This window comes from Pseudomonas sp. EA_5y_Pfl2_R50, assembly GCF_963970475.1.
Classification (GTDB): Bacteria; Pseudomonadota; Gammaproteobacteria; order Pseudomonadales; family Pseudomonadaceae; genus Aquipseudomonas.
This window is the reverse complement of sequence record NZ_CAXAPT010000002.1, coordinates 259660-272814: the sequence shown is the minus strand read 5'-3', so window position 1 is coordinate 272814 and position 13155 is coordinate 259660. Positions and strand designations below refer to the sequence as shown.

The 13155-nt window shown below is 61.0% G+C and carries 10 protein-coding genes; all 10 read left to right on the top strand.

Features of this window, described 5'->3' with window-relative positions; all coding sequences use genetic code 11:
- Positions 1-190 precede the first annotated feature (190 nt).
- The 10 genes from AACY19_RS04480 (at position 191) to AACY19_RS04435 (ending at position 13047) form a co-directional block, all read left to right on the top strand.
- Positions 191-2410, top strand: coding sequence for a primosomal protein N' (locus tag AACY19_RS04480; protein WP_339448329.1), 2220 nt, complete (start codon positions 191-193; stop codon positions 2408-2410).
- 211 nt (positions 2411-2621) lie between these two features.
- Positions 2622-4358 (top strand): arginine--tRNA ligase, encoded by a 1737-nt coding sequence (argS, locus tag AACY19_RS04475; RefSeq protein ID WP_339448328.1) that lies wholly within the window; start codon positions 2622-2624, stop codon positions 4356-4358.
- A gap of 1 nt (position 4359) precedes the next feature.
- Positions 4360-5076 carry an SPOR domain-containing protein gene (locus AACY19_RS04470; protein ID WP_339448326.1) on the top strand — a complete coding sequence of 239 codons (717 nt, stop codon included), beginning with the start codon at positions 4360-4362 and terminating at the stop codon, positions 5074-5076.
- A 232-nt stretch (positions 5077-5308) separates the two neighbouring features.
- The gene (gene hslV, locus AACY19_RS04465; protein WP_090280391.1) at positions 5309-5839 is read left to right on the top strand and encodes an ATP-dependent protease subunit HslV; all 531 of its coding nucleotides are present in this window, start codon (positions 5309-5311) and stop codon (positions 5837-5839) included.
- A 54-nt stretch (positions 5840-5893) separates the two neighbouring features.
- The gene (hslU, locus tag AACY19_RS04460; RefSeq protein WP_141127263.1) at positions 5894-7231 is read left to right on the top strand and encodes an ATP-dependent protease ATPase subunit HslU; all 1338 of its coding nucleotides are present in this window, start codon (positions 5894-5896) and stop codon (positions 7229-7231) included.
- A gap of 83 nt (positions 7232-7314) precedes the next feature.
- Positions 7315-7686: a gamma-butyrobetaine hydroxylase-like domain-containing protein gene (locus AACY19_RS04455; protein WP_141127262.1), complete on the top strand. Its 372-nt coding sequence runs from the start codon at positions 7315-7317 to the stop codon at positions 7684-7686.
- A gap of 258 nt (positions 7687-7944) precedes the next feature.
- The gene (gene phaC / locus AACY19_RS04450; RefSeq protein ID WP_339448320.1) at positions 7945-9624 is read left to right on the top strand and encodes a class II poly(R)-hydroxyalkanoic acid synthase; all 1680 of its coding nucleotides are present in this window, start codon (positions 7945-7947) and stop codon (positions 9622-9624) included.
- Between the two features lie 94 nt (positions 9625-9718).
- Positions 9719-10573, top strand: coding sequence for a poly(3-hydroxyalkanoate) depolymerase (gene phaZ / locus AACY19_RS04445; RefSeq protein ID WP_339448318.1), 855 nt, complete (start codon positions 9719-9721; stop codon positions 10571-10573).
- A gap of 140 nt (positions 10574-10713) precedes the next feature.
- Positions 10714-12396 carry a class II poly(R)-hydroxyalkanoic acid synthase gene (phaC, locus tag AACY19_RS04440; protein WP_339448316.1) on the top strand — a complete coding sequence of 561 codons (1683 nt, stop codon included), beginning with the start codon at positions 10714-10716 and terminating at the stop codon, positions 12394-12396.
- A gap of 30 nt (positions 12397-12426) precedes the next feature.
- Positions 12427-13047, top strand: coding sequence for a TetR/AcrR family transcriptional regulator (locus tag AACY19_RS04435; protein WP_283437986.1), 621 nt, complete (start codon positions 12427-12429; stop codon positions 13045-13047).
- Positions 13048-13155: the final 108 nt, after the last annotated feature.

The window sequence follows — 13155 nt, the reverse complement described above, 5'->3', positions numbered from 1 at the left end:
CTGTCACCGAGACCGACCGTCTGCTAGGCTCCCGGCCCATTGCGCTGTCCCTGTGAGAGCGAGCCTGCTCGCGAAGACGATCTGTCAGCCAGCATTTTCATCGCCTGACACACCGCTTTCGCAAGCAGATTCGCTCCCACAGGTTATGTACACCGTCCTTTTAATCGTCTGTTGATCGAGATCCCCCCGCGTGCCCGACGCCATTCTGCGCCTCGCCCTGCCTTCGCCACTGCGCCGCCTGTTCGACTATCGAGCGCCGGCCGGGGTGCGGCGCGAGCAATTGCAGCCAGGCATGCGCCTGCGGGTGCCATTCGGGCGGCGCGAGATGATCGGGATTCTGGTCGAAATCAGCGACACCAGCGAAGTGCCAGTGGAGAAACTCAAGCCGGCGCTGGCGCTGCTCGATACCACGCCGCCGCTGCCTCCGGCGCTGTTCAAATTGTGCCTGTGGACGTCGCAGTATTATCAGCACAGCCTCGGCGACACCCTGAGTTGGGCGCTGCCGGTGCTGCTGCGTCAGGGCGAACTGGCCGAAGCCCGACAGGAGCGTTTCTGGTCCGCAGCGCCCGGCGCCAGCCTCGATGATCCACGCATCGCCCGCGCACCGCGCCAGCGCGAGGCGCTGGCAACCCTGGCCCAGCACCCGCACGGCGTCGCCCATCAGTTGCTGAGCAAACTGATGTTGAGCAAGGACAGCCTTGATCTGCTGCTGGCGAAAAATCTGGTGCAAGTGGAAGTCCGTCGCCATGCACCAGGCGCGCGTCACGAACACTGGCTGGCGCAACCGGAACTGCCGCTCAACAGCGAGCAACGCGCCGCTTACGAAGCGATCCGCGCCGGTTTCGACAGTTATCACGCGTTCCTGCTGGCCGGCGTAACTGGCAGCGGCAAGACCGAAGTCTATTTGCAACTGATCCGAGAAACCCTCGAAGCCGGCAAACAGGCGCTGGTGCTGATCCCGGAGATCAACCTCGGCCCGCAGACCCTGGCGCGCTTCGAACAGCGCTTCAATGCACGCATTGCCCTGTTGCATTCGGCGGTCAATGATCGCGAACGCCTCGACGCCTGGCTCGCCGCCCGCGATGGCGAGGCCGACATTATTATCGGCACCCGCTCGGCACTGTTCACGCCGATGAAAAATCCCGGGCTGATCATCATCGATGAAGAGCACGACGGCTCTTATAAACAGCAGGAAGGTCTGCGCTACCACGCTCGCGATCTGGCACTGGTACGCGCTCGCCAGGAAAACATCCCGATTGTGCTCGGCTCCGCCACGCCGTCGCTGGAAAGCCTGCACAACGCTTACACCGGTCGCTACGGCCTGCTGCGCCTGAACGAACGCGCCGGCGGCGCCAAACAGCCGCGCTTCCTGCGTCTGGACGTAAAAAGCCGCCCACTGGACAGCGGCATTTCCGGGCCGATGCAACAAGCCATCGGCCAGACCCTTGCCAACGGCCAGCAAGTCCTGGTGTTCCTCAACCGTCGTGGCTTTGCTCCGACGCTGCTGTGCCACGATTGCGGCTGGATGTCCGAGTGTTCGCGCTGCGATGCGCGGATGACCGTGCACCAGCGCTACGGCGAGTTGCGCTGCCACCACTGCGGCAACGTCGAGCGCACGCCGCGCCAGTGCCCGAAGTGCAACAAGGTCGACCTGCGGCCTGTGGGCGCCGGCACCGAGCGCGCCGAAGAACGCCTGGCCATTCTGTTCCCCGACTATCCGGTGCTGCGCGTCGACCGCGACAGCACTTCGCGCAAAGACGCGATGAATCAGTTGTTCGCGACGATCCAGAAAGGCCAGCCGTGCATTCTGGTCGGCACGCAGATGCTGGCAAAGGGGCACCACTTTCCAAGGGTGACACTGGTGTCGATTCTGGATGCCGACGGCGGTTTGTTCTCCGGCGACTTCCGGGCCAGCGAGCGCATGGCACAGTTGATCGTGCAGGTTGCCGGGCGTGCCGGACGAGCGGAAGAGCCGGGAAAAGTGATCATCCAGACACACCTGGCTGACCATCCTTTGTTGGTGCAACTGACCGAGCAGGGTTACTTCGCCTTTGCCGAGCAAGCCCTGAGCGAACGCCGCGCCGCCGGGCTGCCGCCGTTTGCACATCTGGCATTGTTGCGTGCCGAGGCGCACAAACCGGGGCAAGCGGAAGGCTTTCTTGATGAAGCGTGCAGCGAAGCCGAGCGATTGCTGGCTGAGCAGAACCTGAGCGGGATTGAATTGCTCGGGCCAGTGCCTGCGCCGATGGAACGCCGCGCCGGACGGTATCGCGCACAGCTTTTGTTGCAAGCGACGGCGCGCGCGCCGCTGCATCGGTTGCTGGCGAGCTGGTTGCTGGCGCTGGAGCAGATGCCGAGTGGGCGGGCGGTGCGCTGGTCGCTGGATGTCGATCCTGTCGATTTGTATTGATGGATAGATTGCATCCGCGAGCAAACCCGCTCCCGCAGGTACAGCGCAGTCCTTGCGGGAGCAGGCTTGCTCGCGAAGAGGCGCTGATTTCCACCACATATCCATAAGCTGCCTGCTAAGGTTGGCAAGCCCGTCTTCGCAACGGATAATGCCCAGTTTTTCCACCCGCGCATCGATGCGCCCGCCGCGCTTGCGGTCGAAAGAGAAGACCATGAAAGACACCATTCGCCAGCTGATCCAACAAGCCATCACCCAACTCGTCAACGAAGGTGTGTTGCCTGAAGGCCTGACGCCGGCGATTCAGGTAGAGAACGCCCGTGACAAGACCCACGGTGACTTCGCCAGCAACATCGCCATGATGCTGGCCAAGCCTGCCGGCATGAAGCCGCGCGATCTGGCGGAAAAAATCATCGCCGCGCTGCCGGCTGACGAGAACGTCACCAAGGCCGAAATCGCCGGCCCGGGCTTCATCAACTTCTTCCAGAACACTCAAGCCCTGGCTTCGCGCCTCGACGCCGCCCTGGCCGACGCCCGCGTTGGCGTGCGCAAGGCTGGCCCGGCGCAACGCACCGTGGTCGACCTGTCGGCGCCGAACCTGGCCAAAGAGATGCACGTCGGCCACTTGCGCTCGACCATCATCGGCGACGGCGTGGCCCGCGTGCTGGAATTCCTCGGCGACGAAGTGATCCGCCAGAACCACGTCGGCGACTGGGGCACCCAGTTCGGCATGCTGATGGCCTACTTGCAGGAAAATCCGATCACCAGCGACGAGCTGTCCGATCTGGAAAACTTCTACCGCGCCGCCAAGCAGCGTTTCGACGAATCCGAGGAATTCGCCGACCGCGCCCGCGGCCTGGTGGTCAAGCTGCAGGCCGGCGATGCCGAGTGTCTGGCGCTCTGGACCCGGTTCAAGGACATCTCGCTGTCGCACTGCCAGAAGATCTACGAACTGCTCAACGTCAAACTGACCATGGCCGACGTGATGGGCGAAAGCGCCTATAACGACGACCTGATCAACGTGGTCAACGACCTCAAGGCGGCGGGCATGCTGGTCGAGAGCAATGGCGCCCAGTGCGTGTTTCTCGACGAGTTCAAGAACGCCGACGGCGACCCGCTACCGGTGATCATCGTCAAGGCTGATGGCGGCTACCTGTACGCCACCACTGACCTGGCGGCCGTGCGCTACCGCAGCGGCAAACTCAAAGCCGATCGCGCGCTGTATTTCGTCGACCAGCGTCAGGCCCTGCACTTCCAGCAAGTGTTCGCCGTGGCGCGCAAGGCCGGCTTCGTGACCCATCCGATGGAAATGGAGCACATGGGCTTCGGCACCATGAACGGCGCCGATGGCCGTCCGTTCAAGACCCGTGATGGCGGCACCGTGAAGCTGATCGACCTGCTGACCGAAGCCCAGGAACGTGCTTATAACCTGGTGAAGGAAAAGAACCCGACGCTGGCCGAAGACGAGCTGCGCAACATCGCCAAGGTCGTCGGCATCGGCGCGGTGAAATACGCTGATCTGTCGAAGCACCGCACCAGCGACTACAGCTTCAACTTCGATCTGATGCTGAACTTCGAAGGCAACACCGCGCCGTACCTGCTGTACGCCTACACCCGTGTTGCCGGCGTGTTCCGCAAACTGGGCAAGGACTTCAGCGAAGTCGACGGCCAGATCGTTCTCGAAGCGGCGCACGAGCAAGAGCTGGCGGCGAAGCTGGCGCAGTTCGGCGAAGTGCTGAACAACGTGTCCGACAAAGGCACACCGCACATTCTCTGCACGTATCTGTACGACGTTGCCGGTCTGTTCTCCAGCTTCTACGAGAACTGCCCGATCCTCGCTGCCGAAACCCCGGCCCAGATGCAGAGCCGTCTGCGTCTGGCCGCGCTGACCGGTCGCACCCTCAAGCAAGGCCTGGAGCTGTTGGGTCTGGAAACTCTGGAGCGTATGTAAGTTGGCTGCCAAGAAAAAACCTGCACCCAAGCGTGGCGCCAGCCGTTACCAGGCTCCTGCGAAGCAACCGATTCCGGGTTGGCTGTGGATGGCCATCGGCCTGACAGTCGGCGCGTTCATCGTGTTCCTGATGAAGCTGGAGCCGGGCAAGGGCAGCGACACGGTCAAGCGTGAGAAGGTCGAACAGGCGCAACAGCAGAAAGCGTCGAAGATCGCCGAGGCCAACAAGACCCCGCCGAGCCCGACGCAACCAGTGAAGCCGAAGTACGACTTCTACACCCTGCTGCCGGAATCTGAAGTGATCGTTCCGCCGGACGCCGTACCGGAGAAGACTTTGCCGACGCCACAAGTGCCGGCCATCCCGACTACGCCGGTGACCCCGGCGGAAGCGGCGAAGATCGACACCGCGCGCGCGCAGGCAGCACTGGCCGGGATTACCCCGCCGCCAGCGCCACCGGTGAGCAAAGCGGCGCCAGTGACCAGGTTCTTCCTGCAGGCCGGTTCGTTCCGCAAGGAAACCGATGCCGACAAGGTTCGCGCGCAGATTATTCTGCTCGGTCAGGCCGTGGCGGTTGAGTCTGGCACGGTGAAGGATGAAACCTGGTATCGCGTGTTGGTCGGCCCGTTCAGCAACCGCGAACAACTGACCACCGCACAAAAACAACTGGCCGGCGCCGGCTTCAGCAACCTGCTGTTACAACAACGCCAGAGCCGCTGATTCGCCAAAACCACCGCGTCATCGTTCTTCGCGAGCAAGCTCGCTCCCACAAGGTCTGCGCTAATCCTGTGGGAGCGTGCTTGCTCGCGAAAGCGTAATTTCCAACGCCACATAGCCCGAACCTATCACCCGCCGTTCGTCCCCCCGCACCCTCCCCGGTTGAAATCCTCTCCAGCACCCCCATATGAATGGGCATAAGGCACTTTCGCCCCGCTGTGTGGAGACTCTTCCCTTGACCACCATCGTTTCAGTCCGCCGTCACGGCAAAGTCGTCATGGGCGGCGACGGCCAGGTTTCGCTCGGCAATACCGTGATGAAAGGCAACGCGAAAAAAGTTCGTCGCCTGTACCACGGCCAGGTCATCGCCGGTTTTGCCGGTGCGACCGCCGACGCCTTTACCCTCTTCGAACGTTTCGAAGGTCAGCTTGAGAAACATCAGGGCCACCTGATCCGTGCCGCTGTCGAACTCGCCAAAGAATGGCGCACCGACCGCTCGCTGAGCCGCCTTGAAGCCATGCTCGCAGTGGCCAACAAAGATGCCTCGCTGATCATCACCGGCAACGGTGACGTGGTCGAACCTGAAGATGGCCTGATCGCCATGGGTTCCGGCGGCGCCTTTGCGCAGGCCGCAGCCAGCGCGCTGCTGAAAAAGACCGACCTGTCGGCCCGCGAGATCGTCGAAACCGCACTCGGCATCGCCGGCGACATCTGTGTATTCACCAACCACACCCAGACCATTGAGGAGCAGGATCTCGCTGAATAAGCCTGACGCGGCCCTGTGCCACGGCTTGTTTCTGCTTGAGGACCGTCAATTACTATGTCCATGACTCCCCGCGAAATCGTCCACGAACTCAACCGCCACATCATCGGCCAGGACGATGCCAAGCGCGCCGTCGCGATTGCCCTGCGCAACCGCTGGCGCCGCATGCAGCTGCCTGAAGAGCTGCGCGTTGAAGTGACCCCGAAAAACATCCTGATGATCGGCCCGACCGGTGTCGGTAAAACCGAGATCGCCCGTCGCCTGGCGAAACTGGCCAACGCGCCGTTCATCAAGGTCGAAGCGACCAAGTTCACCGAAGTCGGCTACGTTGGCCGTGACGTCGAGTCGATCATCCGTGATCTGGCCGACGCTGCCATCAAGATGCTTCGCGAGCAGGAAATGACCCGCGTTCGCCACCGTGCCGAAGACGCTGCCGAGGATCGCATCCTCGACGCACTGCTACCGCCGGCACGCATGGGCTTCAGCAATGAGGAAGCGCCAAGCTCCGATTCCAACACCCGTCAGCTGTTCCGCAAGCGTCTGCGCGAAGGCCAGCTGGATGACAAGGAAATCGAGATCGAAGTCGCTGAAGTGGCCGGCATCGAAATCGCCACGCCGCCAGGCATGGAAGAGATGACCAACCAGTTGCAGTCGCTGTTCGCCAACATGGGCAAGGGCAAGAAGAAGTCGCGCAAGCTCAAGGTCAAGGAAGCGCTGAAGCTGGTCCGCGATGAAGAAGCCGGACGCCTGGTCAATGAAGAAGAGCTGAAAGCCAAAGCGCTGGAAGCGGTTGAACAGCACGGCATCGTGTTCATCGACGAGATCGACAAAGTCGCCAAGCGCGGCAATGTCGGCGGCGCCGATGTCTCCCGTGAAGGCGTGCAGCGCGACCTGCTACCGCTGATCGAAGGCTGCACCGTCAACACCAAACTGGGCATGGTCAAGACCGACCACATCCTGTTCATCGCCTCCGGTGCGTTCCACCTGAGCAAGCCGAGCGATCTGGTGCCTGAGCTGCAAGGCCGTCTGCCGATTCGCGTCGAACTCAAGGCCCTGAGTCCGGAAGACTTCGAGCGCATCCTCAGCGAACCGCACGCCTCGCTCACGGAGCAATACTGCGCGCTGCTGAAAACCGAAGGCCTGAACATCCAGTTCCAGCCCGAAGGCATCAAGCGTCTGGCGGAAATCGCCTGGCAGGTCAACGAGAAGACCGAGAACATCGGTGCCCGTCGTCTGCACACCCTGCTTGAGCGCCTGCTCGAAGAGGTGTCGTTCAGCGCCGGCGATCTGGCCAGCACCCACGATGAGAAGCCGATCCTGATCGACGCCGAATACGTCAACAGTCACCTCGGTGAATTGGCGCAGAACGAAGACCTGTCCCGCTACATTCTGTAGAGCGGCAAGCTCCGAGCTGCAAGCGACAAGCTGCGGGCTGAGTTAAGCTTGCAGCTTGTTGCTTGCAGCTCAGGGCTGTTTTTATGATTCCCACCGACATCAAACTGCACAAAGCCTCGAAAACCTTGACGCTCACCTACGCGTCCGGCGAGGAATACACACTGCCCGCCGAATTTCTGCGTGTGCATTCTCCCTCCGCCGAGGTCCAGGGACACGGCAAACCGATCCTGCAATTCGGCAAGATCAACGTCGGTCTGAGCAAACTGGAACCGGCCGGTCACTACGCACTGAAACTGACCTTCGACGACGGTCATGACAGCGGCTTGTTCACCTGGGATTATCTCTACGAGCTGGGGCGACGTTATGACGCACTCTGGGCCGATTATCTGGCCGAACTCAAAGCCGCCGGAAAAACCCGCGACCCGAATGAGTCCATCGTCAAGCTGATGCTCTAGTCCGAGCCTTGCGCTCATTAGAGGGCATTTTCTAACTGCATCTGTTTGAATGCTCTGCTGTGTGGCCGAGGATCGGCCTGCTTGCGAAAAAAATTAAACTCGGGTAACCAATGGAGCTGGCAAGTTCCCTGCAGTGCTCTACGACTGTAAAGCAGCTATGCAGAATTAACGGTCACCCGAGCAGTAGTACCTGGCATTGGCTGTGGAACTGCACAGCAGAAAACCGGGTACTCGTCTCAGGACAATGGAGCGTCGTAGATGAGTAACAAGAATAACGATGACCTGAAGTACCAAGCCTCGGAAAACACCCTGGGGCTTAATCCCGTCGTTGGGCTACGCGGAAAGGATCTGCTGGCCTCTGCTCGCATGGTGCTGAAACAGGCCATCAAACAACCGATCCATAGCGTCAAGCACGTCACCCATTTCGGCCTCGAACTGAAGAACGTGCTGTTTGGTAAATCCGAACTGCAACCGGCTGGCGATGACCGTCGCTTCGCCGATCCTGCGTGGAGCCAGAACCCGCTCTACAAACGTTATCTGCAAACCTATCTGGCGTGGCGCAAGGAACTCCACGACTGGATCGACGACAGCAGCCTCTCACCCAAAGACATCGCGCGCGGCCACTTCGTCATCAACCTGATGACCGAAGCCATGGCCCCGACCAACTCGGCGGCCAACCCCGCAGCGGTCAAACGCTTCTTCGAAACCGGCGGCAAGAGCCTGCTCGACGGCCTCTCGCATCTGGCCAAGGATCTGGTGCACAACGGCGGCATGCCGAGCCAGGTCAACATGGGTGCGTTCGAGGTCGGCAAGAGTCTCGGTGTCACTGAAGGTGCGGTAGTGTTTCGCAACGATGTGCTGGAGCTGATCCAGTACAGACCGATCACCGAGCAGGTCCACGAGCGCCCACTGCTCGTCGTGCCCCCTCAAATCAACAAGTTCTACGTATTCGATTTGAGCCCGGACAAGAGTCTGGCGCGCTTCTGCCTGCGCAATAACGTGCAGACGTTCATCGTCAGCTGGCGCAACCCGACCAAGGCCCAGCGCGAGTGGGGTCTGTCGACCTACATCGAAGCACTGAAAGAAGCGGTCGACGTGGTCACCGCGATCACTGGCAGCAAAGACGTGAACATGCTCGGCGCCTGCTCCGGCGGCATCACCTGCACCGCCCTGCTTGGCCACTACGCGGCAATCGGCGAGAACAAGGTCAATGCCCTCACACTGCTGGTCAGCGTGCTCGACACGACGCTGGACAGCGATGTCGCCCTGTTCGTCGACGAGCAGACCCTGGAGACCGCCAAGCGTCACTCGTACCAGGCCGGCGTGCTCGAAGGCAAGGACATGGCCAAGGTCTTCGCCTGGATGCGCCCGAATGATCTGATCTGGAACTACTGGGTCAACAACTACCTGCTCGGCAACGAGCCACCCGTGTTCGACATCCTGTTCTGGAACAACGACACCACACGGTTGCCGGCGGCGTTCCACGGCGACCTGATCGAGATGTTCAAAAACAACCCACTGATCCGCCCCAATGCACTGGAAGTGTGCGGCACACCGATCGACCTCAAGCAGGTCACCGCCGACATCTTCTCGCTGGCCGGCACCAATGACCACATCACCCCGTGGAAGTCCTGCTACAAGTCGGCACAGCTGTTTGGCGGCAAGGTCGAGTTCGTGTTGTCGAGCAGCGGGCATATCCAGAGCATTCTGAACCCGCCGGGCAACCCGAAATCGCGCTACATGACCGGCGAGGAAATGGCGGCCAATGCCGATGAATGGCAAGAGAACTCGACCAAGCACACCGATTCCTGGTGGCTGTACTGGCAGGCCTGGCAGGCCGAGCGCTCGGGCAACCTGAAAAAGGCCCCGGCGAAACTGGGTAACAAAGCACATCCGGCAGGTGAAGCCTCGCCGGGCACTTACGTACATGAAAGATAGCGGCAAGCCACAAGCTACAAGCCGCAAGCTGAGCAGGTTCTGCTTGAGGCTTGCGGCTTGTAGCTGCTCCACTCTAACCCGAAGGGCCTGACGCATGCCGCAACCGTTCATATTCCGTACCGTCGATCTGGATGGGCAGACCCTCCGCACGGCGGTGCGCCCCGGCAAGCCTCACTTGACGCCCTTGCTGATTTTCAACGGCATCGGCGCCAACCTGGAGCTGGTGTTTCCGTTTGTCGCGGCGCTCGACCCGGATCTGGAAGTGATCGCCTTCGACGTGCCCGGTGTCGGCGGTTCCTCGACGCCGAACCGGCCGTATCGCTTTCCGGGGCTGGCCAGGCTGACGGCGCGGATGCTCGATTACCTCGACTACGGTCAGGTCAACGTCATTGGCGTGTCGTGGGGCGGCGCGCTCGCGCAGCAGTTCGCCTATGACTACCCCGAGCGCTGCAAGAAACTGTTGCTGGCGGCGACCGCTGCCGGCGCCGTGATGGTGCCGGGCAAACCCAAAGTGCTGTGGATGATGGCGAGCCCGCGGCGCTACATTCAGCCGTCCCACGTGATCCGCATCGCTCCGTTGATCTACGGCGGCTCATTCCGTCGCGACCCGACACTGGCGGCCAGCCACGCAGCGAAAGTCCGTTCCGCAGGCAAGCTGGGTTACTACTGGCAACTGTTCGCAGGCTTAGGCTGGACGAGTATCCACTGGCTGCACAAGATCAATCAGCCCACGCTGGTGCTGGCCGGCGACGACGATCCGCTGATCCCGCTGATCAACATGCGCATGCTCGCCTGGCGCATTCCCAACGCGCAGTTGCACATCATCGATGACGGACATCTGTTCCTGATTACCCGCGCCGAAGCGGTGGCGCCGATCATCATGAAATTTCTCCAGGAAGAACGGCAGCGCGCAGTGATGCACCCGCATCCGACACCGCACGGCGGTTGACCTCTGCGGCAGGCTTTATGCAGGGCTTTTGGCAGAGAGTGCGCGGCAGGACGCCGCGCAGGCAGCAACCCGTAACAGCGTCTATGGTGTTCTGGTTCGGTGAGTGTGTTTTTGGCCTGAAGACGAAGGAGTGTTGAGTCATGCGCGACAAACCAGCGACGGGCGTGGTGCCCAGCCCCGCCGTGTTCATCAACGCACAAAGTGCGATCACCGGTCTGCGCGGGCGGGATTTGATGTCGACCTTGCGCAGCGTCGCCGCCCATGGCCTGCGCAACCCGATTCACAGTGCAAAACACGCCTTGAAACTCGGCGGCCAATTAGGCCGGGTATTGCTTGGCGAAACCCTGCACCCGACCAATCCGAACGACAGCCGCTTCGCCGATCCGGCGTGGAGCCTCAACCCGTTTTACCGGCGCAGTCTGCAGGCGTATCTGGCCTGGCAGAAACAGGTCAAAAGCTGGATCGACGAAAGCAATATGAGCGATGACGACCGCGCCCGCGCGCACTTCGCTTTCACCCTGCTCAACGACGCCGTGGCGCCCTCCAACACCCTGCTCAACCCACTGGCGGTCAAGGAGCTGTTCAACTCCGGCGGCAGCAGCCTGGTGCGCGGCCTCAGTCATCTGCTCGACGACATGCTGCACAACGACGGCTTGCCACGGCAGGTGACCAGACAGGCCTTCGAGGTTGGCAAGACTGTCGCCACCACCACCGGTGCAGTGGTGTTTCGCAACGAGCTGCTTGAGCTGATCCAGTACAAGCCAATGAGCGAAAAGCAGTACACCAAGCCGCTGCTGGTGGTACCGCCGCAAATCAACAAGTACTACATTTTCGACCTCAGCCCGCAGAACAGCTTCGTCCAGTACGCCCTGAAGAACGGTCTGCAAACCTTCATGATCAGTTGGCGCAATCCCGATGTACGTCATCGCGAATGGGGGCTTTCGACCTACGTCGAAGCGGTGGAAGAAGCGATGAATATTTGCCGCGCGATCACCGGCGCCCGCGATGTCAACCTGATGGGCGCCTGCGCCGGCGGGCTGACCATTGCCGCCCTGCAAGGGCATTTGCAGGCCAAGCGGCAACTGCGACGCGTCTCCAGCGCGACCTATCTGGTCAGCCTGCTCGACAGTCAGCTTGAAACCCCGGCCACGCTGTTCGCCGACGAGCAAACCCTGGAAGCAGCCAAGCGCCGCTCCTACCAGAAAGGCGTGCTCGACGGTCGCGACATGGCCAAGGTCTTCGCCTGGATGCGCCCGAACGATTTGATCTGGAGCTACTTCGTTAACAACTACTTGCTGGGCAAGGAGCCGCCGGCCTTCGACATCCTCTACTGGAACAACGACAACACGCGCCTGCCCGCCGCGTTTCACGGTGATTTGCTGGACTTTTTCAAGCACAACCCGCTGACCCATCCAGGTGGGCTGGAAGTCTGCGGCACACCGATCGATCTGCAGAAAGTCACCGTCGACAGCTTCAGCGTCGCCGGCATGAACGACCACATCACACCGTGGGATGCGGTGTATCGCTCGACCCTGTTGCTCGGCGGCGACCGACGTTTCGTGCTATCCAACAGCGGCCACGTGCAGAGCATTCTCAATCCGCCGAGCAATCCGAAGGCCGCCTACATCGAGAACGGCAAGATGAGCAGCGACCCGCGCGCCTGGTACTACGACGGCAAACACGTCGACGGCAGTTGGTGGCCGCAGTGGCTGACGTGGATTCAGGAGCGTTCCGGCGCCCAGCACGAAACCCAAATGACTCTCGGCAACCCGAACTATCCACCGATGCAGGCCGCACCCGGTACTTACGTGCGGGTGCGCTGACGCTTAACCGAACTTTTCTAAGAAGACTGGATGAAAACCCGCGACCGGATTCTCGAATGTGCTTTGCAACTGTTCAACGAAAAGGGTGAACCGAACGTCTCCACCATGGAGGTCGCCAACGAAATGGGCATTAGCCCGGGCAACCTCTACTACCACTTCCACGGCAAGGAGCCGCTGATTCTCGGGTTGTTCGAACGCTTTCAGAATGAACTGGCGCCGTTGCTCGATCCGCCCTCGGACGTGGAACTGGCGCCGGAGGATTACTGGCTATTTTTGCACCTGATCGTCGAGCGCCTGGCGCAATACCGGTTTCTGTTTCAGGACCTGTCGAACCTCGCCGGACGCTTGCCGAAACTGGCCAAGGGCATTCGCAACCTGCTCAACGCATTGAAGCGCACACTGGCGTCATTGCTGGCGCGGTTGAAGGCGGGGGGCCAGTTGGTCAGCGATACCCAGGCATTGGGGCAACTGGTCGAGCAGATCACCATGACGTTGCTGTTTTCACTGGATTATCAGCGGATTCTGGATCGTGAGGGTGAGGTGAGGTTGGTGGTTTATCAGATCATGATGCTGGTAGCGCCGCACTTGCTGCCGCCGGTTAAGGTCGCCACCGAACGCATGGCCCTGCAGTACCTTGAAGATCACGACTGAAATCAAAAGCCCCTCACCCTAGCCCTCTCACGGAGGGAGAGGGCACTGATCCGAGGATGCTGATGAGCTACGCCGACCTGAAATCTCTCTGTTGAATCCATAATCGAC

Bases quoted from the DNA above. Each gene is read 5' to 3' on its own strand.
- argS (WP_339448328.1), top strand. From the start codon at position 2,622: ATGAAAGACACCATTCGCCAGCTGATCCAACAAGCCATCACCCAACTC.
- hslU (WP_141127263.1), top strand. From the start codon at position 5,894: ATGTCCATGACTCCCCGCGAAATCGTCCACGAACTCAACCGCCACATC.
- AACY19_RS04455 (WP_141127262.1), top strand. From the start codon at position 7,315: ATGATTCCCACCGACATCAAACTGCACAAAGCCTCGAAAACCTTGACG.
- phaC (WP_339448320.1), top strand. From the start codon at position 7,945: ATGAGTAACAAGAATAACGATGACCTGAAGTACCAAGCCTCGGAAAAC.
- phaZ (WP_339448318.1), top strand. From the start codon at position 9,719: ATGCCGCAACCGTTCATATTCCGTACCGTCGATCTGGATGGGCAGACC.
- phaC (WP_339448316.1), top strand. From the start codon at position 10,714: ATGCGCGACAAACCAGCGACGGGCGTGGTGCCCAGCCCCGCCGTGTTC.
- AACY19_RS04435 (WP_283437986.1), top strand. From the start codon at position 12,427: ATGAAAACCCGCGACCGGATTCTCGAATGTGCTTTGCAACTGTTCAAC.